The organism is Paenibacillus sp. Cedars (assembly GCF_003184205.1).
GTDB classification, from domain to species: Bacteria; Bacillota; Bacilli; order Paenibacillales; family Paenibacillaceae; genus Paenibacillus_AQ; species Paenibacillus_AQ glucanolyticus.
Map to the genome: position 1 here is coordinate 2,901,708 of NZ_CP020866.1, position 24,236 is coordinate 2,925,943.

Annotated in this window: 20 protein-coding genes; 4 read left to right on the forward strand and 16 right to left on the reverse strand. The window is 49.2% G+C overall.

The genetic code is table 11. From position 1 onward, the window contains the following. Positions 1 to 72 precede the first annotated feature (72 nt). The 3 genes from B9D94_RS14965 to B9D94_RS14975 form a co-directional block, all read right to left on the reverse strand. Positions 73 to 729: a response regulator gene (locus tag B9D94_RS14965; RefSeq protein ID WP_006210801.1), complete on the reverse strand. Its 657-nt coding sequence runs from the start codon at positions 727 to 729 to the stop codon at positions 73 to 75. Beyond that, positions 729 to 1,553: a sensor histidine kinase gene (locus B9D94_RS14970; protein WP_006210802.1), complete on the reverse strand. Its 825-nt coding sequence runs from the start codon at positions 1,551 to 1,553 to the stop codon at positions 729 to 731. Before B9D94_RS14970 ends, B9D94_RS14965 begins: the two co-directional genes overlap by 1 nt. 109 nt (positions 1,554 to 1,662) lie before the next feature. After that, entirely contained in the window at positions 1,663 to 2,223 is a 561-nt protein-coding gene (locus B9D94_RS14975; protein WP_148247377.1) for a redoxin domain-containing protein, read from the reverse strand. Positions 2,224 to 2,362: 139 nt separating this feature from the next. Between B9D94_RS14975 and B9D94_RS14980 the strand changes: the two genes are divergently transcribed. Further along, complete coding sequence (locus tag B9D94_RS14980; protein WP_148247378.1) at positions 2,363 to 3,775, forward strand: PepSY-associated TM helix domain-containing protein; 1,413 nt, start codon at positions 2,363 to 2,365, stop codon at positions 3,773 to 3,775. A 14-nt stretch (positions 3,776 to 3,789) separates the two neighbouring features. Next, the gene (locus B9D94_RS14985) at positions 3,790 to 4,278 is read left to right on the forward strand and encodes a FixH family protein (RefSeq protein WP_148247379.1); all 489 of its coding nucleotides are present in this window, start codon (positions 3,790 to 3,792) and stop codon (positions 4,276 to 4,278) included. A 60-nt stretch (positions 4,279 to 4,338) separates the two neighbouring features. Here B9D94_RS14985 and B9D94_RS14990 read toward each other — a convergent pair whose 3' ends face one another. Genes B9D94_RS14990 through B9D94_RS15005 form a run of 4 tightly spaced genes read right to left on the reverse strand, consistent with a single transcriptional unit; the run spans position 4,339 to position 7,832 of the window. Beyond that, the gene (locus B9D94_RS14990; protein ID WP_148247380.1) at positions 4,339 to 5,070 is read right to left on the reverse strand and encodes an ABC transporter ATP-binding protein; all 732 of its coding nucleotides are present in this window, start codon (positions 5,068 to 5,070) and stop codon (positions 4,339 to 4,341) included. Then, positions 5,067 to 5,888: an ABC transporter permease gene (locus B9D94_RS14995; RefSeq protein ID WP_006210807.1), complete on the reverse strand. Its 822-nt coding sequence runs from the start codon at positions 5,886 to 5,888 to the stop codon at positions 5,067 to 5,069. Before B9D94_RS14995 ends, B9D94_RS14990 begins: the two co-directional genes overlap by 4 nt. Continuing rightward, on the reverse strand, positions 5,878 to 6,456 hold the full coding sequence (locus B9D94_RS15000) for a nitrous oxide reductase accessory protein NosL (RefSeq protein ID WP_228029969.1): 579 nt from the start codon (positions 6,454 to 6,456) through the stop codon (positions 5,878 to 5,880). The genes B9D94_RS14995 and B9D94_RS15000 overlap by 11 nt, the downstream gene beginning before the upstream one ends. Next, positions 6,453 to 7,832 (reverse strand): right-handed parallel beta-helix repeat-containing protein, encoded by a 1,380-nt coding sequence (locus tag B9D94_RS15005; RefSeq protein WP_148247381.1) that lies wholly within the window; start codon positions 7,830 to 7,832, stop codon positions 6,453 to 6,455. Before B9D94_RS15005 ends, B9D94_RS15000 begins: the two co-directional genes overlap by 4 nt. A gap of 310 nt (positions 7,833 to 8,142) precedes the next feature. On the opposite strand from B9D94_RS15005, the gene B9D94_RS15010 reads away from it, so the two are divergent. Beyond that, positions 8,143 to 8,985, forward strand: a complete 843-nt coding sequence (locus B9D94_RS15010; RefSeq protein ID WP_036639372.1) for a hypothetical protein — start codon at positions 8,143 to 8,145, stop codon at positions 8,983 to 8,985. 94 nt (positions 8,986 to 9,079) lie between these two features. On the opposite strand, the gene B9D94_RS15015 is transcribed toward B9D94_RS15010, so the two are convergent. The 6 genes from B9D94_RS15015 to B9D94_RS15040 all read right to left on the reverse strand — a co-directional run bounded on the left by B9D94_RS15015 (position 9,080) and on the right by B9D94_RS15040 (position 19,858). After that, positions 9,080 to 10,942, reverse strand: coding sequence for an ABC transporter ATP-binding protein (locus B9D94_RS15015; protein ID WP_148247382.1), 1,863 nt, complete (start codon positions 10,940 to 10,942; stop codon positions 9,080 to 9,082). Further along, entirely contained in the window at positions 10,939 to 12,663 is a 1,725-nt protein-coding gene (locus B9D94_RS15020) for an ABC transporter ATP-binding protein (protein ID WP_148247383.1), read from the reverse strand. Before B9D94_RS15020 ends, B9D94_RS15015 begins: the two co-directional genes overlap by 4 nt. A gap of 506 nt (positions 12,664 to 13,169) precedes the next feature. Next, a complete protein-coding gene (locus tag B9D94_RS15025) occupies positions 13,170 to 16,061 on the reverse strand; it encodes a discoidin domain-containing protein (protein WP_253806187.1) in 2,892 nt (963 codons plus the stop codon). Positions 16,062 to 16,456: 395 nt separating this feature from the next. After that, on the reverse strand, positions 16,457 to 16,702 hold the full coding sequence (locus B9D94_RS15030; protein WP_006210815.1) for a hypothetical protein: 246 nt from the start codon (positions 16,700 to 16,702) through the stop codon (positions 16,457 to 16,459). A 179-nt stretch (positions 16,703 to 16,881) separates the two neighbouring features. Next, on the reverse strand, positions 16,882 to 17,364 hold the full coding sequence (locus B9D94_RS15035) for a tetratricopeptide repeat protein (RefSeq protein ID WP_148247385.1): 483 nt from the start codon (positions 17,362 to 17,364) through the stop codon (positions 16,882 to 16,884). A 256-nt stretch (positions 17,365 to 17,620) separates the two neighbouring features. After that, positions 17,621 to 19,858 (reverse strand): MMPL family transporter, encoded by a 2,238-nt coding sequence (locus B9D94_RS15040; RefSeq protein ID WP_148247386.1) that lies wholly within the window; start codon positions 19,856 to 19,858, stop codon positions 17,621 to 17,623. 169 nt (positions 19,859 to 20,027) lie between these two features. Here B9D94_RS15040 and B9D94_RS15045 point away from each other — a divergent pair, with 169 nt between their 5' ends. Beyond that, positions 20,028 to 20,651 (forward strand): TetR/AcrR family transcriptional regulator, encoded by a 624-nt coding sequence (locus B9D94_RS15045; protein ID WP_148247387.1) that lies wholly within the window; start codon positions 20,028 to 20,030, stop codon positions 20,649 to 20,651. A gap of 74 nt (positions 20,652 to 20,725) precedes the next feature. Here B9D94_RS15045 and B9D94_RS15050 read toward each other — a convergent pair whose 3' ends face one another. The 3 genes from B9D94_RS15050 to B9D94_RS15060 all read right to left on the reverse strand — a co-directional run bounded on the left by B9D94_RS15050 (position 20,726) and on the right by B9D94_RS15060 (position 24,065). Next, positions 20,726 to 21,361, reverse strand: a complete 636-nt coding sequence (locus tag B9D94_RS15050; RefSeq protein WP_036639381.1) for a nitroreductase family protein — start codon at positions 21,359 to 21,361, stop codon at positions 20,726 to 20,728. A gap of 115 nt (positions 21,362 to 21,476) precedes the next feature. Beyond that, complete coding sequence (locus tag B9D94_RS15055) at positions 21,477 to 21,935, reverse strand: RrF2 family transcriptional regulator (RefSeq protein ID WP_036639384.1); 459 nt, start codon at positions 21,933 to 21,935, stop codon at positions 21,477 to 21,479. Positions 21,936 to 22,061: 126 nt separating this feature from the next. Next, positions 22,062 to 24,065 carry a Na+/H+ antiporter gene (locus B9D94_RS15060; RefSeq protein ID WP_148247388.1) on the reverse strand — a complete coding sequence of 668 codons (2,004 nt, stop codon included), beginning with the start codon at positions 24,063 to 24,065 and terminating at the stop codon, positions 22,062 to 22,064. Positions 24,066 to 24,236 lie beyond the last annotated feature (171 nt).

Here is a 24,236-nt window from a genome sequence, read left to right on the forward strand (position 1 = left end):
GCTGGAATCTTAAATTTCGTGTCCTCTTCATCCCTTAAACCGATTGGAGATTGGTATCATCTGCGGCTATACTTACGATCTCTTTCCCATCCAGCCTTGCTCAAAGGCATAGCGGGTAAGCTGAACCCGATTCTCCAAATGCAGCTTTTGCAAAATATTTTTCAGATGATTCTTGACCGTATTCTCGGATATGCACAAGGCGACAGAGATATCGCGATTGGACAAACCTTCGGCCACGCGGCCCAGAATTTCTCTTTCCCGTGCGGTTAGCGGACTGTTGCCTGGATCCGGTTTCTCTTGCTGCGAGAACTCCTTTAGTATTCGAAAAGCGAGTTCACGGCTCATCGGCGCTTCGTCCACGGCTATAGCTTTCAGATATTCATGCCACGATTCAGGATTCAGGTTCTTTAACAGATACCCCTGCGCTCCGCGCTTCAAGGCATCAAACAGATGGGCGATATCATCGGATACCGTGACCATCACGATTTTAACGTAAGGAAACTTGTCCTTGACCTGCTTGGTCGCTTCTAGTCCGCCCATTCCAGGCATCTGAATATCCATCAGGATGATGTCAGGCATCCATTTCTCCGTGAGCTCCAGGGCTTCCTCGCCGCTCTGCCCCTCAGCTACCACCTCAAAGGTAGAATCACTGCTCAAGATGGTGCGGATTCCTTCTCTCGCAAGATCGCTGTCATCGATGATTAATACCCGAAAAGGCTGTTTATTCATTAGGTGATCTCCTTCCGAATGCTAATAATCGTTTTGTTATGCAGTCTTTCCATCATGAATTTCCAGCCCATGGCCTCTGCCCGGTCTCTCATAATTTTGATCCCGTATCGGTTGCTGCTGAGCGGCTTGTTCAACTCAAAGCCCCTTCCATCGTCGCTGACGGAACACTTCCAGCCTGAGTCCGTTTCTACCGCCGTTATGCATACATGCTTCGCTTCGGCGTGTTTGTGGATATTCAATAAGGATTCCCTTATTGAGGCCAGAAGCTCCACTTTTTCCTTGGCAGACAGCATCGTGTCCGGAATATCCCACTGTATATCAAATTGGAGGTTGGTCTCCTGCTTAATTTCAGTTATCAAACTGTTCATGCTCTGCATCCAGGAGACCGACTCCGGATCTATAGGGTATCTGAGATTGGCGATTGCCTCTCTCACATACGTATTGGCACGATGCACACTCTCTTTGACCTCCTGATACGGAAGTTCCCCGGAGTCTCCGATGGCCTCCATCCGATCGATCTGAGCATTCAGCAAAAACAGGGATTGTGCAATGCCATCATGAAGCTCGCGGGCAATTTTCTCCCGCTCCTGCAGGGATGCATGCAGCGCCCGGGCTTCATTCAGCTCCGCCTGGTTACGCTCTATCAACGAGAACAGCTGCGTCAGAAACAGAATGGATACCAAAAACACAATCACCGGCGCAAGCCAATTCCCTAAATCCATCGATATATAAGGCAGCAGGAACTCATGGCGAACATACTCCCAGATGCCAATCGTCAAGGTTGGAATGATTAAGATCAACCATTTCATTTGTTTATAGGACATGTTATTTCCCGCCTTCGTTAATTTCATGACTTATCTCGTGATGTCTGGTCAAGCTCGTTATTCCCTCATTGTAATCAATATCATTATATATCGGTATGGCTCCAAAGAGCTATTGGAGATCGGATTGGCTTGACTGAACCCGCTGCATAAGACCCAGGATACGGCTGTAATCATCCAGCTCGCCGACGACGCGATCAACCATGATGCCGTTCTTATCGATCAGAATTGTCGCTGGCAAACCTGTGATGCGGTACAGGCGTTTCACTTGATTGTCCTGATCCAGCAAGATCTTGAATTCCAGATCATAGCGTTCTGCAAACCGCTCTACGATGGCTGCGTCTTCTCCGACATTGACGGCCACCACCTCCACGCCATGCATTTTCTTGGAAGCCTCGTTCATAAGAGGGAGCTCGTTAACACAAGGGTTGCACCAGGAAGCCCAGAAATTGAGCAATACCCCCGATCCCCTGAAATCACTCAGTTGTATCTCCTTTCCGTCCATCGTGGTTAACGTAAAATCAGGGACTTCATGGCCGATTCGAACATCGGCTTCGTTAACGGTGTATGTAAGAACCGACTTCATTGTCAGAATGACAATGAGGATCAGTGCACCCCCTAACAACAGGTGCCGGATCACTCGAATATTTCCTGTGGAAATTTTGCGAATCATATTGACCTCCTTTAAGCATCCATCAAAATATTGTCAAAAACCGATGAAAATGACTACTTCGAGCCATAGGTGCTAGATAGAGTCGCATCTATAATAACAATTGTAAGAAAAATTCCAGTTTAACAGGGAGTAATGATTGATGAAAAGTATGTTAGAAAAGGATGCTGTCACCCCAGCAACAAGATCCAAAAAACCGCGTGTCCGTTGGACGACTTCCCTTTATCAGTCGGTATGGAGATGGCATTTTTATGCTGGTATTATTTTCGCACCGTTTCTGATTATTCTGGCGTTCAGCGGGTCCATGTATCTGTTCAAGCCGCAGATTGAAGGGTACTTGTACAAGGACATGCTCACTGTACGCGAAGTGGGCTCGCAGGCACTCCGTCCATCCGAGATCATTGCCAAGACAGAGGGTGCTTATCCGGGCACCAAGATATCCTCGATCACCCTGCCTGATCATCCGGAGTCCACGTTCAGAATGTCGGCCATACGCAATGAACAATCCGTTATCCTGTATGCCGATCCCTATTCAGGCACGATCCGCGGGATTCAGAACAGCGACCAAACCTTCTCCGCTTTCTTCAAAAAAATGCACAGCCAATTGCTGATGAGCGGAACATGGCCGAACCGGCTCGTCGAGCTATCGGCCTGCTGGGCCGTCATCCTTGTCATTACAGGTCTCTATTTATGGTGGCCGCGCAATAAATCAGCGATATGGGGTACGCTGCTCCCCCGATTAGGCAAACGAGGCAGCCGCACATTCTGGCGTGATCTCCATTCCGTCCCTGCTTTTTGGCTGTCCATCAGCATCGTGATTCTCATCCTCAGCGGACTTCCGTGGTCAGGCGTACTGGGTAAACAAATCGATCGGTTTGCCAATGCCACGCATACCAATTATCCCCCGTATGCATTAGGTTTTATGGACAAGCCCCAATCGGTTACGGTCGCAAAAGATGTTGCCGAAGACATTCCATGGGCCGCCGAGAACATTCCGGTACCTGCATCGATGAGCGGCAGCTATATCCGTTTGGATGTTAATGAAATGACCGGAATCGCAGACCAGAAAAACGTTCAGAAGCCTTACACCATCTCCATGCCGAATGGAAACAGCGGGGTGTACACCATCTCTACCGACCATAAGAAGCCCGGTCTTAATGCTACGCTGCATGTCGATCAGTATAGTGGAGCCATCCTGACCGATGTTCGGTTTCAGGATTATGGCATCATGGCCAAAGCGATCACGCTCGGCATTGCCTTCCATGAAGGACGATTGTTCGGGGTTGCCAATCAGATTCTTGGCCTCTTGACCTGCATCGGCATCATGCTTATCGCGATCAGCTCCTACTTCATGTGGCGTAAACGCAAGCCTTCAGGGAAGCTTGGAGCACCGGGCCGGGCGAAGGACAAACGACTGACCATAGGGGTGCTGGCGATTATGCTGTGCTTTGGGGTGATCATGCCGCTGGTCGGTGTATCCATTCTGGTTGTCTTGCTGCTCGATGTACTGATCATTCGTCATATTAAACCACTAAAACACTGGTTTACAGCCTAGGAGGAGTTGCGCAAATGCCATCTAAAATAAAAACAGCTGTATTCGGTTTGTTGCTCATGATGCTCTTGCTGTGCGGATGCACTTCCCATGATCCGTCCCCATCGGCAGACGGCCTTCTCCCTCACCTGTCGGTTGACTTACAGATCACAACAAGTGCGGATTCGGACAACAACAAAACCTTCTCCGTTGCCATCGAGGACAATGAACAACCGTTCCAGGATGCCGATCGGGTGCAATTTGAAATTTCCCCTGAGAACGATCCGGAAGCTGTACAAATGGTTGAGGGTCACCAAACGAAACCGGGACTCTATGAAGCCAGCCAGAAACTGGATAAGGGACTCTATGTTGTAACGTGCCGAGTCCACTCGAAGGATTATCAGGTGATGCCTTCCCGGTATTTTGCGATTGGCAATGAAGCAGTCGAGAAGCTAACTCTAATCGAACAGTCCCTTAAGGGCGACGCTGTCCAGACTCCTGACGGAGGAGGACACCACCATCATTAAGAACATACGATAAGCAAAAGAGCCGTCGTGAGCAGGTCAACTGTCACTTACGGCTCTTACTCATCTGGGAGCATCGGCTATACCGAATAAATAATCGAATGCTTTTTCCATGCCTGATGAACCCAACTGCTGCCGAATATCTTCACCGGACCCTTCGAAACGAATCGCGCCTTCCTTGAGAAATAATATTCGATCTGCCAAAGCCTCCGCGATGTGGAGCTGATGTGTTGAGAACAACACCGTCTGACCTCGGTACGCCGCTTCGCGAACCATTTCCACAAAGCTTTGCATCCAATAGGGATCCATACCGTTCGTGGGCTCATCCATGATGATAAGAGGGGACTGCCCCAACAATACTTGCGCAAACAAAACGCGCTGCCGCATCCCCTTAGAAAAGGAGGAGACCGTTTTTTTTTCGGTATGCTCCAATCCGACCCGGGCAAGCATATCATCGCCATGCTTTGCCGTCAGTCCCTTAAGTTTTGCCCAGAAGGCCATCGTCTCCCTTGCTGTCAGTCCAGGACTGAATCTGTAATCGTCAGGCATATAACCGATAAGTTCCGCATATCCTCTGCGGTTCTCCTTCCAGCTCCAATCCCCTACCCGGATGTCCCCGCTGGTGGGCTGGATGATTCCGGCCAGCATCCGGAGAATCGTACTCTTGCCGGCGCCGTTTCCTCCCAGGAGAGCCACAACCTGTCCCCTTGGAATCTTCAGGTTTAGCTGGTTGACGATGATCTGACCCTTGATCGTTTTGCCTACATCGGTCATTTGTACAAATGTTTCACTCATCGCGCTCTCCCCCTCTCCCACAGCCAGTGAGTCAAACCGGTTGATGCCCCTACCCAGACCAGAATGGCTATGATATAACCCGCCGAACCCATCGGCTGCCGAATCCATCGGACCCAATCGTAATACTGCGGTCCGAGAACGGAGCCGCCGCCTAGTTTCACCACAGCAAATATCCGCGACAATTCTGCAGGATTAAACAAGGTAAACACAGAAATGCTGGGTTTTATCCAACCGTAAGGCATCATGCCAAGCACCGCAATAAGCAGAGGTGACCATGCGATAATGGCGAAAAACCATACCGCAACAGCAACGGTCAATGCTTGCCAGCGATTGACAGCCACGGTGCCGATCAGAAAGGATACCGCCAGAAACATAAGCGCCAGACTGATCGAATAGCCATATAACAGAATGTAAGTATGTGCGTCCAGACCTCTGCCCGTGATCCACCCCATAACGGCCGACAGGCCAAAGCCGAAGGAAACAAGAACAAACAGAACGACAGCAAGCCCCGCAAACTTCCCTAATATAAAAGACAACGTGCGGAGCGGATAAGACGATAGAAGCTCCCAGCTTCCGTCCTCCTTATCGCCTGTCAGGGAGAACGCGCCCAGCATCAACGTCATCAGCGGAAGCAGGTACAATATCAAATTCAGCATGGTACCCGTTATGCTGGAGTATCCCTCCACATAGCCGCCGTTATTAATAAGCAGCAAACATAACATAAACAATCCAAACAGTCCCATGAATGAATAGGACCACGGATTGCGAAACCCCATCTTCATTTCTCTGACGGCAATATGCACCGCATCATTTACCATGATGTTCTTCTTCCTTGTGGGTCTCTTCCGCATCAGCTGTTTCTTCAGTGTGGGAATGGTCATGTGATCCCATATCCATCATGTCTCGGTTGACTTCCCAGGAATGGTCCTCCAATTGTTCGGCTGTCATGAGTTTGCCTGCGCCTTGTTCCTTCATGAACGCCTCGGCCTCCGTTTTTTGTTCAAACGAAACCAGACCGTATGCCATCGGTGTTTTGATGGAGGCATCATAAACGTAATAGGCTTTTTCGTATTTCAGCCATTGGCTGCTGTTATAATCCCTGACAAACGTAGCGCCTACCGTATCGGTACCATTTTGCGTGATCCATTCATTCATGCAGCCAATATCATCAAATTTTAGCGACTGACCGTCAGTCGTGATGATTTGAGTCGCAAATACGTCATCTTTTATCGCCATGTTACAAATAACGCAGCGATCGGTTTCTTCATTAATAGCCTGCGGTTTATAGTCCTTGCTCCCACAAGCGGTCATCAGCCAAACGGCCAATATACACAGCGCAGTTAGCGAAACCCGGTACGATTTGGAACTTCTTGTCCATTTCATCATTCTCTTCTCCTTGCCCATTGTAAAATAGATAACGTTAAGATCAATAAAGCTGCTCCGATAAGTCCGCTTGCGGTAGACGAAGCTTTTTGGCCGGAAGTTTGATCAGAGGTCAACGGAACCATGAGCGGTTCCTCATCGGTGGTCCAGGTATTCTGGTCAGCCTGGTACAGTCCTTCCAGAAATACCATGCTCGGTGATTGGAAGAAAAGCTGGAATGCCGGTCGTTTTTTAATAAGCCCCTGAAAAAAAGGATTGATCGCATACGCAATGTTGCTGATGCCGTCGCCGTCCGTGTCAATCCCTTGGAACGAATCCCAATAATTACGATCAAGTGAATTGTTGGCGCTGTCCTGGGCCAATGTTTCGGCAACATTCCCGGACAGGGTATTGCCCGTGATGAGGTTGTCCCGTGCACCCAAGAGCTGAATGCCGATAAAATTATCCGCAATCTCATTATTCTCCATCCGATTGTTCTCGGATTGTTCCAGATACAGACCTACCCGGTTTCCAATCACCTTATTGTCCTTAAATAGAGAGTCCTGTACCTGAAAGATCAGGATTCCTTGCGAGTTTACGTTCTCGCTTTGTTTTCTGAACACGTTCCCGGTTAACTCTACCTCACGGCTCGCCATGATCATCGCCCCGGTATAATTGAAATTCCCTTGGTTATTCTGAATAGCGGCTCCTTTTGAATACATGCTGTGAATCCCGTAACGGGAATGTTCAATCACATTAAAGGTCAGTCGATTGTCATCGCTATTCTCCATATAGATCCCATCATGCACTCGCTGAATCGTATTATCGCGAATGATGTTCCGATGCGAATTATACAAGTCGATCCCGTTTCCCTTATCAAACAGCATCACGGCCCGGCCTGCCGCCGAGTCACTCCACTGAATGATATTGCTCCTGAATTGCCCATCATTCGCATCCTCGAGGACTATGCCTTGTGATGCTGTCTGAATATTCATGTTCTCCACAACGGTGCGGTCCCCTGTTATGAGAAGCGCAGGAATTTTAGATGGAGACTCGTTAATGATCTGAATACCCGAAATTTCCACATCATCTGCTGCAATATGTATGACTGACCTCGTGTTAGGGTTGGCGTTTACGATGGATACGCTTCCTTCCGTCTCCGCTTCCAGCGTAATCTTCTTCGATAGTATTAATGACCCTTCATAAACCCCGGATGGAACCCGGATGCGCTCCCCTGGGTGCGCCTGATCTATCAGGGCTTGCAGCTCGCCGGTGCTCGAAGTTGTATTGGCCAGTTCTGCTTCGGCAGTTGAGACAGAGATGATTGCCTGTCCTATCAAGACGGCTGCAACCATTGTGAAACAGAGGATTGCGGTTTTATTTCGCCTTCTTGTCAACATATCGCATCGACACCATGAACTGGACTAATTCCAAAGACCATCACTCATTTCCCTCCCTGCTCGTATTGGAATGAACTGATTATATCAATGGAATTGAATTTGTCCTATGACCATATCGAGCTATATGCTAACGAAATCGTCTCTGATTTATGGACAGATTTTTCACAATTATAGGGTCATCTTCAGCCCTGAGATATTCCCTCACAGTTCTATGCACTGTAATAACCTATTTACAATCGGAGTACATATCGCTTATAAAGAGGTAAAGGTATCCATTCATTCCATTTCCGATGAAGGGGGCTGCCGTTGCATGGAGCAAAAAATTGCAGTGATCATTATACACGGATTGGGAACACAGAAAAAAGATTATGCGGATAAATTTATGCAGAAATTAAAAGAAACCTTCTCTCGAACATCCGGAATTCCGCATGATCAATTGGCAATGGAAGCCGTGCATTGGGCCGATGTTTTTGCGTCTCGTGAAGATGAGTTAATCCGCAGCAGCATAAAGCCTTATCGTTTGCGTTACCAGCAGCTCAGGCAGTACGTCATTCATAATCTGGCGGATGCGGTAGCTTATCAGCCCGTGGAATCCGAAGACCAGAACTACGAAGCCGTCCATCGGACCATCAGTGAAGCCCTCCACAGACTAACCTTATCCGCCGGTCCCCATGCTCCGTTATGTGTCATCTCGCATAGCCTGGGGAGCGTGATCGCAAGCAATTTCTTCTATGATCTGCAATTCTCCTCCCGCGGACATCGTCTGGTCATTGACCCGAAATCTCCCTTGGAGCGAGGCGAACTGCTGACGTTGTTCTACACTCTGGGTACTACCTTGCCCCTGTGGAGCATGCGCTACCGTGACTTTGACAGACCGATCGAGGTTCCTTCCGAGCAGTTGAAGAACTACCATCACCAGCTTCTCGGCGAATGGGTTAATTTCTATGATGCAGACGATATCCTCGCATACCCCCTCAAAAACGTAAATGAAGAATATGATCGCACCGTGCGTAAAGATGTGGCCGTTAATGTCGGAAACTGGTTGACAAGCTGGAATCCGCTCGCTCACAGCGGTTATTTCTACAGCAAACCGATACTGGAATATATCGCCTCTAATTTAGAAGCTACTTGGCGTGGAATCAATCAACTTTAACAAGATAAATAAGCAATGCCGCAAAGACGAAAGGTCTTTGCGGCATTGCTATGATGCGGGACAATGAACGCTACCCGTTATGAGCTTGCTCTTCTCACCCTGTTTCTTCACCGTACCACAGCTGACGGAAGCTCTCGCTTGAACGCAGCAGCTGCTCTGCTGTACCTTCAGCTTCGATTACTCCACCGTTTAATACTATGATATGGTCGGCATGATGAAGCGCCGCCTTCCGATGAGACACAACAAGACATGTCGCGCCGTCTCGATCGCGGAAGAGCCGCTCCCATAACTTCCGCTCTGTCTCCACATCGAGTGCGCTGGACAAGTCATCGAACACATACAACTGTGCGTCCCGCACCAGCATTCTGGCGGCAGCAGTCCGCTGCGCCTGACCGCCGGACAGCTTCACCCCGCGCGGACCGACCATCGTCTCCAGACCATATTCCAGATGCTTCATATCATCTTCCATAACGGCTGCATAAAGCGCGCGATCCAGGCTTTCCGGCTGTTCGGATATTCCAAGCAGGATGTTGTTGCGCAGTTTGTCACTATACAGCCTGGGTATCTGAGCGGTGTAAGCACTTTGAGGTGGAATGAAGAAATCCGCTGGCTCTGCCACCTTCTCGCCGTTCCACCGAATTTCGCCGGCTTCCGCCGGCAGCAAGCCCAGCAGTGTGCGAACCAGTGTCGTTTTGCCGCTGCCAATCATCCCCGTAACAACGGTAAAGGAACCACGTTTCAGCGTGAAGTCAATGTCCGAGATGCCGCGTCCGGTTTCAGGATATTGATAGGAGAGTCCCCGTACTTCCAATATCGAGAGGGGAGGTGCCTGAATATAAGTGCTCTCCCCTCCGTCTTCAGCCATGGAGATGGCTGAGTTCTCCATCATCCCCATAGCCTCTGAATCCCGTTCAGCCACACGACTTCCGGTTTCTTCGCCATGGCTCCTGCGTTTGCCCTTAACTCGACCGATACCGATATAGTTGGCTGCTGTAAGCAGTGACGCAGGCGCCCCTTGCAGCATCGTTTTAATCCGCTGAAAGCTGACCGCCATCTGTTTGTAATAGGTCATGAAGTTGCCTACGTTGGATATGAGCTGGGTAACAAAAGTTAAATAATATACAAAGAGAGACAGGTCACCGACCGTAAAATCGCCATTCCGCATCTTGAAGCTGGCAAGGACAAGAATCAGCCCTGTACCCAAATTGACAGAGTTGGTGAATATGGAGGACAAGGTTTCCGTTAACAGCTTATCCTTAACCATCGATTGACGCCGTTTCTCACTAAGACTTACGAACCGATCGACTACGCGTTTCTCGGCGCCAGCCACCTGAATGGCCTGGACATTGGCAAACATTTCACTGATCGCACCGGTTACCTTAGCCGTTGATTCCCGGCTTGCCGCCCTGTATTTCTGAATGCGTGCCGTTGCGATTTGTGCTGCGGTTACCACCAGAATTAACGGGACAAATACGAGAATCGTAAGCTGCAGATCAATGGAGATGAGAATCCAGCTGGCAACCATAACAAAACCGATCAGTCCCAGAGTATCCACCGACCAGCTGGTCGCTTCTTCGGCCTGATCAACATCATCTCGGAAATTGCTGATTGCTTCCCCGGGGGAACATGGAATTGCCCGTGCTCCCGGTTCTTTCATAACATGGGACAGCATATTGCGGCGCAGCAAGGTGCTGATACGGAACCGAAAATGCACGTCTGTCATAAATCCGCCGTAGATAAGTGCGATCCGGGCTAAAGCTGCACCAATCAGAAGCACCGCAATCGCCCAGACTCCGTAAGGGAAAGTATATGTACCCTCCAGATGATCGAAGAAGGCCTTGGTCAGCAGTCCGGGAACCAGCGGTGCCATATGAATGAGGGACCATGCCAGCAGGTTCAAAAGATATAGACCGGGGCGGTAAAGGATCAGCCGCCAGAAAAAATGTCTTGTTTTCATGCCAGCACCTCCTCCATTCCAACGGCAAGCATGCGGCTAAACCGCGACTGCGGATCTGAAGCAAGCTCATCCCGGCGTCCGCTCTCAAGCGTTCTTCCATTCTCCAGAATGAGAATGCGGTCGGCACGTTGGACGGTAGCCAGACGATGTGCAATGATGATGCACGTCTTCTCCTGCAGCAAACGCGTAATGGCTGCTTCAATCCGGTATTCGGTTAACGGATCGAGTCGCGATGATGCCTCATCAAGGATAACGAGGCCTGGATCCGTCAGGAACACGCGTGCGAATGCCAGCAGCTGGGCCTCGCCTGCAGACAGGCTGCCACCGCCTGAGGCGAGGTTCGTATCTAATCCATTCGGAAGGGAGGCATACCAATCCCCGAGACCGAGTTCTTCCAGAACGGACACGATATCGCTGTCAGCGATTCCCTCATCAAACAAAGTCAGATTGTCACGGACCGTCCCTTCAAGAATCTCAATATTTTGCGTGACCATGGCAACTTTTCGACGCAATTCATGCAGCTTGCAGCCCCGGATATCCGTTCCTGCAAGCTCGATGCTCCCCTCCTGGGGATCATAGAATCGCAGCAGCAGGCGTGCAATCGTTGTTTTACCGCTGCCTGTACGCCCTAACAATCCTAACGTCTGCCCAGGCTCCAGACGCAGCTGCAGATCTTCAAGCGTCGCTTTCCCACCTTCTTCATACGCAAACTTCAGATTGCGGAATTCCACTGACAACGGACCAGACGGAAGCTGAGCTCCCGGACCGTCTTTAATCAGTGATTCGGTCGCGAGCAGTTCCCGGACCCGCATCAAACTGGCATCTGCCTTTTGCAGATCCTCCAGCTGGGTACGGATCTTCTCGATCGGCTTCGCAAGGAGTTCCGTGTAATAGAAGACAAGATAAATAGAACCGATCGTCAAGCCGCTCTGCCCATTCTTCCACAGAATGAAGCACACAATAAAAGCGGCGGCATTTCCGAGCGCAAACACCAATATCGTTGTACTCCACATCAGAAAAAATCCAATGAACGCCCGAACGCGAACAGGCAGCATACGTCTGGCCATCTCATAGAATCGGTTCATGACATATCCTGCGGCTCCATTGGCACGCGTATCCTCCGTACCTTCGAGGTGCTCTCCAATGAATCCATAGAAGTCCGCATTCAGCTCGCGCCACCGCTTCCATACCGGTATGGCAAACTGCCGTATCCGTTGAATAACGTAGATGCTTCCGATAACAAACACCGTCATCACAAATCCGATCCAGAAGTTCTCCCGGTACAAAAGTGCCAATATCCCGATCATGAGGATCAGATTGCCGAACAAATGGATAATGAAACTGGAGAAAAAATTAGCAAGTGCGTTGACGTCGCCGTCCACCCGCTCGATTAACGAGCCTGACGTTTGCGTTTTGTGAAAACTCATATCCAAAGAGAGACAATGCTCCGCCAATTCAGCACGCAGCTTGTTGGTTGTCGTCCAGCCCAGGTTCTCGCTGTAGTAGGCCGCCGCAATGGATACGCCTTGCTGAAGCAATGAAAATACGATAAAAAAACCGGCCGCGTAATAAAGGGAGGCCATGCTGCCCTCTCCTTGTGCCGTATCGATAAAATACCGGATGATCTGCGGATTAATCAGCTGCAGTCCAATGGAAAATAACAGCAGCCCCGTTAAAGCTGCCAGCAGCCTTTTGTGAGGGAATACATATCGGACAAGCATGTCCCGGTAGACACCAACACCCGCGTCCTTCGCTTGCTTTTTAACATTTGATTGCTTTGCATTCGTTCATAATCCCTCCCGCTTCGAGTAACACGTCGTAGGAAGCTGCTTCACAGCTATCCCGTTCAAACTATTCGGATTACACAGCGACAGAAGATTGAATAAGATCATGCCATTACCTTCCGTAATCCATCAGGAACATCGCTATGCTGCCTTTTCTAATAGCTGGTTCATTTCCGATCCCTATCGTTCATTCCCCCGCCCCCATCACTTGAAGTCAACGTTTAAACAACCCTATTGATAATAATAAGCTTACTGGGAAGATATGACAAGAACGTGGGTTCCCGTTTTTCAAAAAAATCACAGCAATTTTGAATTCATCTAATTAATATTTAATGATGTAAATTAAATTGCAATTGAAAGCCCCCCTCCCCCAGCCTTTATCCAATCATATAAAAAAGCCCTGGCTCCGAATGGCGGAACCAGGACTGCTGACGCTTTAATTGCTATTGGAATACATTGAACTCGCGAATCGACCACCAGTTTGATGCGGTGCCCGTCTGTACAACTTTGATGTAGCGTGCATTTTGACTCGCAAAATTCACCGTAATCACAGGTCCGTTTCCACTGCCGCTGGAAACTGCATTTCCCCAACTCGTTCCGTCATTGGATACATAGACTTCATAACCGCGGGCATAATCCTCATCGCTGCCCGTGGAATCCGTCACAATCTTGCTAAAGCTCTTCGCGCTTTTCATATCAACGACAAAGTATTGGCCCGGCGCCATGGCTGCACCCGTGCTCCAGCGTGTCGACATATTGCCATCCAGGAGGTTGGCCGGTATATCTCCACTGGAAGGTGTAGACGCTGCGGTCCAAGTGGTACGGTCAAGCGCAGCGCCTCCCCCCGTATTCTCCGAACCGTACACATTCAACTCGGTAATCGACCACCAGCTGGAGGCCGTACCGGTCTGTACTATCTTAATATACCGTGCATTTTGATTCGCAAAATTCATCGTAATCACAGGTCCGTTTCCGCTGCCGCTGGAAACCGCATTGCCCCAATTCGTGCCGTCATTGGATACATAGACTTCATACCCGCGGGCATAATCCTCATTGCTGCCCGTGGAATCCATCACGATTTTGCCAAAGCTTTTTGCGGCCTTCATATCCATGACAATGTATTGTCCAGGTGCCATCGCAGCTCCAGTGCTCCAGCGTGTCGACATATTGCCATCGAGCATATACTCAGGCACATCCCCGCTCGCTGGAGAGGAGATGACGGTCCAGCCGCTTCGGTTCAGCGGCAAGCTGCCACCGCCACTGTCTGGAGCCGTTACGGCTGTTACCGTGCTGCTGTAATCCGATAGATTGCCTGCTGCGTCCTTAGCCCTTACAGCATATTGATATGTCGTTGCGGCAGCTAATCCGTTATCGGCGTAAGAGGTTTGTGCTGCGCTGCCAACCAGTACTCCATTACGGTAAATGTCATACCCGGTTACACCCATATTATCCGTCGCAGCGGTCCAGCTCAGATTGATTTGGCTGCTGCTGACAGCCGCTGCCGCTAAGTTCCCGGGTACCGTTGGCGCTGTTGTATCACCGGAACCGCTGCCAGCGTATTCGACTACCGTTTGCCGCATGGCTTCAGCAGGCGAGTTCGCATACACTTTTCCGCCTGTATTATTAATGACATGCGTGATTTCACTGCCTGGTACTCCGTTAAGCCAGATGGTGGTGGCATGGTGAATTTTGACGCCGGGCACATTCGGTACTTCAATGGCGCTTTGAAGTTTCACAGCTGCGTCTCTGAAATACGAGTACACGCCAAGCCCCCACGCTTCATGGCTGGTGACGTGATCAGCCACCTTATACGAGGCAAACCCGTTAACGCTTCCGTTCTTGCTCATCCAAGAGGGTTGGTTAGGAACATCGTAAGGGATTTCCGACTGATAGAAATATAGTCGACCCCCGTTTCCGTTCCATACCGTCTGATATTCGTTATGGTGTTCGTTAAACAGTCCGTACAACGTCACGTTGTTGCCGTTAACGACAAGACCATTCTTGGACACATTGGTGTTCCAGGCTGCCCCGGCACCGTGGTCTGCGCGCCAGATCCAGAAGTGATCGCCAATCACGTTGTGGCTGTTGATGACAATGCCCTTATCGTATTTCCCGCTAGTGGCTCCTCCGGTTCTTACTGTAATATCATGGAGCGATGTCGGATTAGCAGCATGCGATCCCGAGCTTCCATTCGGGCCCATTTCGAGCATGACGGGAGATTCCTGAGGCCCTGCATCAAGGACTAGACCCGCTATTTTTACACCGTCCACGTCCGCAACCGACATCGCCGCTTTTCCATTGTCCGGGATGAGCGTAGGGAGTCCAATCCCCAGTACAACCGTGTTCGGGTTATTGACCCGAATCGTATCGTTCAGATGATAATTTCCCGGTGTAAACAGCAGATGTTTGCCTTGGCTTAGCGCACTGTTAATGCTGGCTGCTGTTGCTGTTCCAGGCTGCGCAATATAGAATTGATCGATGGATATCGATTGGCCCGGTGTCGAACCATTCGCCCAGCTGACCCCTTTGCTGTTAGTTTGAAGCGATGGAACAAACACCTGATACTGTCCGGCCTGATTAACGTAGAGGTATGGTTTCTCGCGAATTACCGGCGTTCTGTCAACCACGGTATACGGAGGATCAGGAAATTGCCCGGTCGGTGTATTGTTGCTGCCCACGAACACCATATTCCAGACTCCATTGTTCCAGTTGGCCCACTGACTGTTCCGCGAGAACCATTGCTGCTGGGAGGCGGGTACCACAATGCCGTCAACCATGGAATCTGCCAAGAATCCCCCGCTGGCCCAGCCTGCATTCCAATTGTTATCAAAATCAAACAGATCCAGTTCGCCCTTAATGTGGAGACGCCGCAGGGGAGCTGCCTGAGAGACCGCAATTTGCGTTTTGCCACTAGATGGGGTAATGCTCAGATTCTCGATGGCACGCCAGAAGTTACGCGTTGCATTCCCGTTGTCCCAGTCCGCATTGACATTCAATCCCCCGGTAATATTAACGTCCGATGGATTCTGTCCCAAACCGGCTACATGCGTATAAAATCCGACATTAAAATTAACGTTATACGATCCCGGCTTAAACAGGAAAGCGTACCGGTTGCTGCTGAACTCATTCGATTCCATCTGACTGAACACGGTGTTTGTGATATTGCTTATTTCGGCGACAGGAGTTGAAGGATCAAATACATATACATTCGGTCCAAAAATACTTGAATTCGCAGCGGTTACTTCGACATCTGCCGCTTCCGTGGCGGCGGGGTTCACTGAATATAAACCGAGTACGATAGCCAGAATGGATATCGATGAAACGAACCGTTTCATGTTCAAGATTTGCTACCTCCTTGTTTGACCTTAAAATATTCCTGATTCCCACGGTGTCTTTAACAGCTAGCTGTTATATTCTTAATCACAGGCTCCTCTCCAAGGTAAGCGCTTGCATAACGGGCGTTCGTTTCACCTTCTTTCTCTGAGGTACTTCCACCAGACACTCATTGTTTACGTATTTCTCTACGTCGTCCATGAGAATGTCCCCCCAGTGCATTTGAAACAATTATCGGGCCAAATAACATTTTATGGAATGTATTGAATTTTAGATGTGAGGTATTATTTTTATGATCGTGATCCGGAACTGCACAGCAACGTGTCAAAAAGACCAGCCCCTTACATCGGGACTGGTCTTCATAAAGGTTACGTATTGGGACGCAAGGCGTACTTACTTATGTCTCTGCTACGATTTTTAAGAATTGATCGATCATTTCTGTTGTAATCTGTTGGTCTTCATGCGATTGGGCTGTCGAATTCTTATTTACGGATTGAATGGCCACGTTGGGTCTGACTGCGCTTGAAGCCATGCCGGATTGGGCTTGTCCGTCCTGGACATGATCATTGCTGGCAAGCATCATCATCAGGAAAGCACTTCCCAGCCCAATAGACCACATATTCATTTTATTCTTCTTGTTCATCTGCGTTGCTCCTTCCATCACTCTTAGTGACATACTTAGTATAAGGTCCGAACCTTAGCGAGAGATGAAGACAACCTAAAAACAAATTAATTTTAAAGATTAATGATGATTTATCCGTCAAACCAACCCACCCAAACAATTAGTTTACATAATATAATTTATGTTTCTTTTGCAAAAATTTATTCCCAAACTTGATTTAGTTTGTCGGAATAGAAGACAATAGCTCTCTGGTAACGATGGATTCCCTCATCGCTGCTCGTTTCGCCAAGCTCCTTCAGCAGAAACTCCATCGCTTTATCGTATTGACCGAGATTATGTAATGTCATGGCATAAAATACGTTAAACTCCCTCGCCTGAGGGTAATCCTGCCTTCCCCGTTCAAAAATCTCCTTGGATTTATTGTACAAGCCTAGTGTACGGTAAGTACTTCCAAGACCAAGCAAAGCGCCGCGCCGCTCGGGATCTTTCAACCCGGACGAAATCGCCTTCTCATAATAAGGTACTGCTTCACCTTCGAGCCCCATTAGATCATGTACCCAGGCCAGTTGATACAGAATGTCGGGATCTTCGGGCGATTGCTCCAACAGACCCAGAAGAATTTGCTTGGCTTCCTCCGGCTTGCCTGCTGACCGAAGCTCGATTGCCGTTTGTATCGTCGACATAGGTCACATCCCTCTCGATTCCTTTTTCAAAACATTCTCTTCCTTATCTTACCAGCGCTCCTCCGTACAAGTCAAAACAGAAGACAGCCACCCTCGATTCCCTAGTCCATCCTAAGAAATATTGGCGGCTGCCTACTGAAATGTTGTATTTGTCTAATCATCACGACACAAATCTGTTCGATTACTAACGGCTAATCCCTTCGCTTCTACTTGACCAGACAGAAGTTGCATTCCTATGCGATGCGCTGCATCTAACTTATGCGTTGTTCTCGACTTGCAGTGGTTGTTTCTCTTCTGTTGCCATGTGAGATTTACTTGGCCAGAACGCCCACTTGCCCAATAGCGTTGTTATTGCAGGCACCAGGAATGGTCTGACGATAAACGTATCCAGCATGACTCCGATTGCCGTGATAATCCCAAACTGCACCAATACCTGAATCGGAAGAGTTGCCAATACGGCAAACGTTCCTGCCAGGATTAATCCGGCTGATGTAATCACCGAGCTGGTCTCGCCAACGCCTTCCTTAATCGCTTGCTTCAGCGGCATCTGCTTCCTCTTTTGCCATATGCTTGAGATCATAAATATGTTGTAATCCTCCCCCAGAGCAACCAGGAATACGAAGGAGTACAGCGGTATCGCTCCCTGGATGGCTTCCGCTCCGAGGCCGTAGTGAATAATGATCCAGCCAAGGCCCAGTGCCGAGAAGTACGATAAAATTACGGTGGCTATCAGATACACAGTCGCAACAACGGATCTCAAGTAGACCAGCAGCAGCAATGTGATCAGTCCAATGACAACCGGAATAATCAATTTGGCATCATGTTCTCCCGCAATTTCCGTGTCATACTGCGTAGCCGTTTGACCACTAATCCACACCGCTTCACCGGGGTTTGAAACGCCTGCCTCCCGAAGAGAAGCTTCTGCGACTTCACGCAAATCCGGAATATGCTGCATCGCTTCCATAGAGTATGGATTCATGGCAAGCTCAATGTCATAACCGATAATGTTGTTATTCTCCGCACCGTTCTGCGGTTCCGACACCCGATCCACGTATTCGAGTGACTGCAGCCGTTCCCCCAAATCCAAAGTTTGCCCGCTGCTGTTAACCATCAATCGAACGGGTGCAAGCTCTCCTTCCGAGAATTGTTCCCCCATGATAGCGAAGCCCTCACGCGAAGGAACATCTTCCGGGAAAGACGAGAGCAGATCATAGGTAAACTTGATATGGGATGAGAATGTCGCAAGCCCGCCAAGTAATACCAATGCAACCAAAACAACGGTCCATGGTTTCGTTGTCACCACGCGACCGATCCAGCTCTCCTTCTCTTTATGCGGAGCTTTGACGGGTTTTCCTTTTTTCTGAGCGTGTTCGGCTTGCATCTCCGGGGTTCTCGGGATGAACGGATAAAACGATCCTCTGCCGAAAATGGCCAATAATGCCGGAACCAATGTCAGACTGGCTATGAACATAATTAGAATCGATAAGCTGAAGGGTACGGCAAAACGCTGATAGGCCCCGTACTGGGCCAGAAGAAGTGCAAACAGCGAGAGCACCACCGTGAAGCCGCTCATGGCAATGGCGCCCGATGAACTTGTAATTGCCTGGAACAAGGCTTTGCGTTTATCAGGTTCATGCCATAACAGCTGACGGAAGCGTGAGATCAGGAACAGGCAGTAATCCGTCCCCGCCCCAAAGAGCAGCACCGTCATAATCGCAATGGATTGGGAATCCACTGTTATCACTCCTTGATCGGCCATAAAGCCGAGGATCGGGCTTGTTACCATATAAGCAAAACCAACTGCGACCAGCGGGATCAAGGCGAGTATTGGTGAACGGTAAATGAGCAGCAGTAATATAAGAACCAGCAGCACGGTAGCGATCATCAGTGACACGTCTGCGTCTGCAAACAATCCCGTTGCATCGATGGAGATTCCAACAGGCCCTGTTATTCGTGCACTGATTCCGTCCCCGCTCTGAATAGGTGCCTGAAACGGATTGCTGCCAAGCAGCTGTTCCGTCCGGAGCTCGAGCTCTCCCGTCCCTTCCTTGAGCTGATCCGTTTCCTGATCCTCATCAAACAACACCGGCATTACCAGTGTGCTCTGATCCTCTGACAGCTGCGCGGTCAACGCTTGCGGCGGAAGTTTATGAAAGGGAACAACGAACCTCTGATAAGGCAGCGGGTCTGACTCAAGACTCGCTGTCAGCTCTTGGAGCTGGGCCAGATCGCCTTCATTCAAGCCATTCTCCTTGTGCCATACGATTAACGCCGGAATTCCCCCATTGCTGGGAAATTCTTGATCTGCAATCGCCTCTGCCATTACGGAAGGGACAGTCTCCTTCAGATTGGCTGCATGGTTATCCTCTTTATCTCCTACAGCAGGCCATAACAAATTCAAAGCCAATGCGATGAGCACCCATACCAAGAGCGTGACCCATTTGCTTCTCTTTCCAGCAACCCATTTCCCATAGCTCGGTCCTGTTCCGTGCATATGTAGATCCTCTCCAATCGGTGTTATTCCTCATACATATCATGATTCTCTCTTAATAAATCTGGGAACATAACAGCGCAAAATTAATTATATATACCGGAAGGTTAATTATCAATATTTATTTTGAAAAAGCACTCCGCATGTCTTACACTATAGACAGGAGGTCATCATGACAAAAATACGCAACCCCCGAAATCCCGGACGTCCCAAAGCTGCTGCCGATCAGGCGCCAGTCCAGGATACTATTCTTTGGACTGCCTCCAAGCTATTTATGGAGAACGGGTACGAGTCCGTATCCTTGCAACAAATCGCGAAGGCTTGCCAAGTGACCAAGGCTTCCATCTATTATCATTTCACAAGTAAACCTGAGCTGTTTAAAATAGCGGTAACCACGATCCTTAATAAAGCATATGCTTCAACACGCAGGTTCCTGGATGAAGCGGATACCCTGGAATCCGGATTAATCCGGGTGGCTGAAGCGAAGATTGCAAAGCCCCACGCTGAGATGGAGACCATGATGCGGGAAGCAGAACCCTTCTTATCCAAGGAGCAAATGGCTGCGATCCGTGAAGCAGAACAGCGTATTCATGAGGTTCTCTCTGAGCGCTTCAATCAAGCGATGCTCGCCGGCGAACTTCGGAAAGGCAACACAATGCTGATGGCGCAGGCTTTCTCAGCTATGCTGATGCTCGGTAATCGCGAAGATACCCGCAGTGGTTATGCTGGCCCCCGTGAGATGGCTATTGAGATTGTGGATCTGTTCATGCATGGAGCCGTGGAACTTTCCCATTGATTCTTCACTTTTCAGGCCATATACAAAAAAGAAGGAGATCATCATGATGATCCCCTTCTTTTTTGTATAACGATTTATATTTCATTCCAGAAAGCAACGTCTTCGAGCGGTAGTCTTACCGTCTGCCGTCCCGGAGCGGCTGCTTTTCCGATTGCAATCAACATCACACTGCGGTAGTGGGAAGGAATATGGAACTCTTCCACAAATTTGACTTTGTTATATCCGCCCATCGGCACGGTGTCATACCCTCTGGAGCGTGCACTCAGCATTAGCTGCATGGAGATCAGTCCCGCATCCACGTCGATAATGCTTTCTTTCACGTCATTATCCATACCGGCGTAGATATTCTCCGCTGCATAGATAAAGCGCTGCTTCACCTCTTCGGTCATATAACCTGCTTCTTCAGACATTGAATAGATTTTCTCGCCCTTCTCATACCATTTCAAGTCTCCCAAAACAGCAATGACTGCGGACGCTTGAAGTACATGCTCCTGATTGTTGGCAATCGGGTGCAGCTTCTTCAACAGCTCAGCATCATCAATCACCAGAAAGCGCCAAGGCTGCAGGTTGCTTGAAGAAGGTGCCAATGTAGCATCCTTCAGAATCGCTTCCATCTCTTCTCTCGGAATTTTCACCGACGGATCGTATTGACGAACAGAATGACGTTCCTGAATTACAGTTTGGAAATCAGGTTTGGTTACAGTAGACATGGTTTATTCCCTCCACATTTTATATTGTGCATTTTTCTGCACAGTTTATATCGCGAGTTAACTGTGTTGTTTAATGCACAGTATATAGCAGACATAAATTCGTTGTCAACACATTTTATATCGTCTGTTCTACCATGTCGGCAATGGTACGGGATTCCAATATTTTCAGCGTGCTTTCCTCAATCTCGGATAAAATTCCGGCAAAGGACTCCCTGATTTCCGCTGCAAAGCAATGCCCGGTCGTGGCATCCAGCATGCCGTCGCTTATGGAGTTATGAACCTGGAGTATCGAATATACTTCAGCCAGTGTGATATCGCTGGCATTCTTCTTCAGGCGGTAACCGCCGTCCCTGCCTTCACGCGACTCAATCATATCAGCATGGGCGAGTGTTTTCAGAATACGACGAATCAAGGTGGATTCCAAGTGCAAATACGAAGCAATATCACCGCTTGAGCATTTGCCGGAGTGACGTTCGAGAGCTACCAATGCTTGTACTGCGAGACTGAATGTTTTGAAGGTGGACGGGCAGGCCGTTGCAGGTTTCTTGGAGGCCGCTTCTTTATGGATGCTCATGTTCCTCCCCCTCGTTAAGAATTAACTGTTCCTGATGGCAAGTGGGCAGCAAAAGATGCTGACCCCATGCTTCTCATTATTGTAACGTAAACCTGTCACTCCATCAAGCAGAACGAGGGCTCTCCCTTAATGACCCTCGTTCTCAACCAGTTCTTGAGACTCGAATAAGTTCGCCTCGCGATAATTTACATCCATCCTCAGATGGTTTGCCAGCGCACGATCCACCTCTCCCTGTTCAAACATTCGCTGAATCTCGTTACGCTCCGCTTGAATTGCTTTAAGCTCAAGCTCTCTGCGCTCGCTGCTCAGCTCGGGTTCCATTCGGCTCCATATTCGATCGTTCTCGATGTGATGCTCCATCGCGCGATAATCTGCGATAACGGCATGGGCAATTTCCAGGTTCTCTATAGGCTGCATGGCTTCGATCTCATGTATCGCTGCGCGGATCGCCTCCAGCTTCAGATCTTTATACATCTCCCAATCCGGATGACCGGGAGACATGGGGGTCTCTTTATGCTCCGGTTTTTGCAGCAGACCTCTCAGATGCCGCCATGATGCTTTCAACAGAAGTTTAAACTTATAACGGCTGCTAAGCAGCATTTCTACCCTGTTGAGCGAAGATTGGAATAGCTCCGCTATGTCAGGGGATACTCTTTTTTCCTTAAGCCAAACCTCCGCAACGTTACGTTCTGCTTCCAACGCCTTCTGCCGAATCGCAATCGCAGCTTCCCAAAACTCCCGCATGTCGGCCTTATCCGAAATTTGAGATTGCTGAAGACGCTTGGTATATACGTAGATGAGCTGAAGGGCCTGCTCTTTGTTCTCATCCGTCATTTCTTCCCGCACAGCCCGAAGACCCGCTTGCAGCATATGCATCCGCGCTTCACGCTCATGATCTTTTGTTGAAACCGTCTCGGTATTCTTCTCACGGGTAAGCAGCGGCAGCAGAACACTGGCGATAATCAAAGTTAACAGAATGACACCCGCACAGATAAACAGCATTAAACTCCGCTCTGGAAAAGGGCTGTGATCCGCAAGTGTCAAGGGAATGGAGAAAGCCGCCGCCAATGTTAAGGCACCTCGAACTCCCGACAGGGCTGTCAACAGAGAAGTTTTAAACTGCCGGTTCGTTGAAGCCCACACCCAACCGAAACGCAGCAGGATCAGCACCGCCGTTATCAGTACAATGTAGCCGACCACTTGTCCGTTGTTATAGGCCGGGTCACTCCATATCTGATTAATAACTCCCGGAATTTCATGCCCCAGCAGGATAAACACCAACCCGTTTAGCGTATAGAGAATGACGGACCAGGTGCTGTCCGATACGACGCGGAGCTTAATGGAAGCCGATCGCATGCGATCCCTCTCCACCGCATGGGTGACACCCGCTGCAACAACAGCCAGGATTCCGGATACATGGAATTCCTCTGCGATCAGGTAAATGATGAAGGGTGTCAGGATGATAATCAGCATATGCAGCGTAACGTCCTCCATACCAAGACGACGCAGCAGCATTCTGAACCATATCACAAGAAATCCTAACAGAGCGCCAACCACGATTCCTCCAACCGCAATGACAAAGAAGCTTCCGATCGCATTGGTTAAGGAGAAGTACCCCGTTACCGTAGCTGCGATGGCAAAATTGAACGCAACAAGTCCGGATGCATCATTCATAAGCGCTTCGCCTTCAAGCAAATGCATGATTTTCCCAGGCAGCTTGACTCTTCCCGATAAGGAGCCCACCGCAACCGCGTCGGTAGGAGAAAGTATCGCGGCCAGCGCAAAGGCTGCCGATAACGGTATGGCAGGAATAAGCCAGTGAATGAAAGGCCCCGCAATCAGGACGGTAGCAAACACAAGCCCAAGAGCAAGCAGCAGGATATAGGATCGCAGCTTCCATAACTCGTCACGCGGTGTAAGCTTACCATCGTTGAACAAGAGCGGTGCGATAAACAGCACCATGAACAATTCCGGATTTAACGGAACATGATGAAATCCGCGGATATAGGCGGCAACGATACCCAGTGCAATCTGGATCAGCGGAACGGGGATGAATGGCAGAAAACGATGAATGATGTTGGAAATGCCGACCAGGACCAGAAATGTTAGCACCATCAGAAATATTTCCATAGTCCGCCTGCTCCTCTCTATTTGGATCCTCTATGTATCTTCATCATGTACAGCCATGAACTCATCAATAGGTTGCGTAGAAGAATAGCGGTTTATTTATCCGATGATAAGTTTAGTTACATCCGTCGCATTAGATAAAAAATAAACAGGGCTCCCTAAAGGAGTTATCCT

What these genes read in the sequence shown, in the direction of transcription:
- B9D94_RS14965 (WP_006210801.1), bottom strand. Translation starts at nt 729, where the DNA reads ATGAATAAACAGCCTTTTCGGGTATTAATCATCGATGACAGCGATCTT.
- B9D94_RS14970 (WP_006210802.1), bottom strand. Translation starts at nt 1,553, where the DNA reads ATGTCCTATAAACAAATGAAATGGTTGATCTTAATCATTCCAACCTTG.
- B9D94_RS14975 (WP_148247377.1), bottom strand. Translation starts at nt 2,223, where the DNA reads ATGATTCGCAAAATTTCCACAGGAAATATTCGAGTGATCCGGCACCTG.
- B9D94_RS14980 (WP_148247378.1), top strand. Translation starts at nt 2,363, where the DNA reads ATGAAAAGTATGTTAGAAAAGGATGCTGTCACCCCAGCAACAAGATCC.
- B9D94_RS14985 (WP_148247379.1), top strand. Translation starts at nt 3,790, where the DNA reads ATGCCATCTAAAATAAAAACAGCTGTATTCGGTTTGTTGCTCATGATG.
- B9D94_RS14990 (WP_148247380.1), bottom strand. Translation starts at nt 5,070, where the DNA reads ATGAGTGAAACATTTGTACAAATGACCGATGTAGGCAAAACGATCAAG.
- B9D94_RS14995 (WP_006210807.1), bottom strand. Translation starts at nt 5,888, where the DNA reads ATGGTAAATGATGCGGTGCATATTGCCGTCAGAGAAATGAAGATGGGG.
- B9D94_RS15000 (WP_228029969.1), bottom strand. Translation starts at nt 6,456, where the DNA reads ATGATGAAATGGACAAGAAGTTCCAAATCGTACCGGGTTTCGCTAACT.
- B9D94_RS15005 (WP_148247381.1), bottom strand. Translation starts at nt 7,832, where the DNA reads ATGTTGACAAGAAGGCGAAATAAAACCGCAATCCTCTGTTTCACAATG.
- B9D94_RS15010 (WP_036639372.1), top strand. Translation starts at nt 8,143, where the DNA reads ATGGAGCAAAAAATTGCAGTGATCATTATACACGGATTGGGAACACAG.
- B9D94_RS15015 (WP_148247382.1), bottom strand. Translation starts at nt 10,942, where the DNA reads ATGAAAACAAGACATTTTTTCTGGCGGCTGATCCTTTACCGCCCCGGT.
- B9D94_RS15020 (WP_148247383.1), bottom strand. Translation starts at nt 12,663, where the DNA reads ATGCTTGTCCGATATGTATTCCCTCACAAAAGGCTGCTGGCAGCTTTA.
- B9D94_RS15025 (WP_253806187.1), bottom strand. Translation starts at nt 16,061, where the DNA reads ATGAAACGGTTCGTTTCATCGATATCCATTCTGGCTATCGTACTCGGT.
- B9D94_RS15030 (WP_006210815.1), bottom strand. Translation starts at nt 16,702, where the DNA reads ATGAACAAGAAGAATAAAATGAATATGTGGTCTATTGGGCTGGGAAGT.
- B9D94_RS15035 (WP_148247385.1), bottom strand. Translation starts at nt 17,364, where the DNA reads ATGTCGACGATACAAACGGCAATCGAGCTTCGGTCAGCAGGCAAGCCG.
- B9D94_RS15040 (WP_148247386.1), bottom strand. Translation starts at nt 19,858, where the DNA reads ATGCACGGAACAGGACCGAGCTATGGGAAATGGGTTGCTGGAAAGAGA.
- B9D94_RS15045 (WP_148247387.1), top strand. Translation starts at nt 20,028, where the DNA reads ATGACAAAAATACGCAACCCCCGAAATCCCGGACGTCCCAAAGCTGCT.
- B9D94_RS15050 (WP_036639381.1), bottom strand. Translation starts at nt 21,361, where the DNA reads ATGTCTACTGTAACCAAACCTGATTTCCAAACTGTAATTCAGGAACGT.
- B9D94_RS15055 (WP_036639384.1), bottom strand. Translation starts at nt 21,935, where the DNA reads ATGAGCATCCATAAAGAAGCGGCCTCCAAGAAACCTGCAACGGCCTGC.
- B9D94_RS15060 (WP_148247388.1), bottom strand. Translation starts at nt 24,065, where the DNA reads ATGGAAATATTTCTGATGGTGCTAACATTTCTGGTCCTGGTCGGCATT.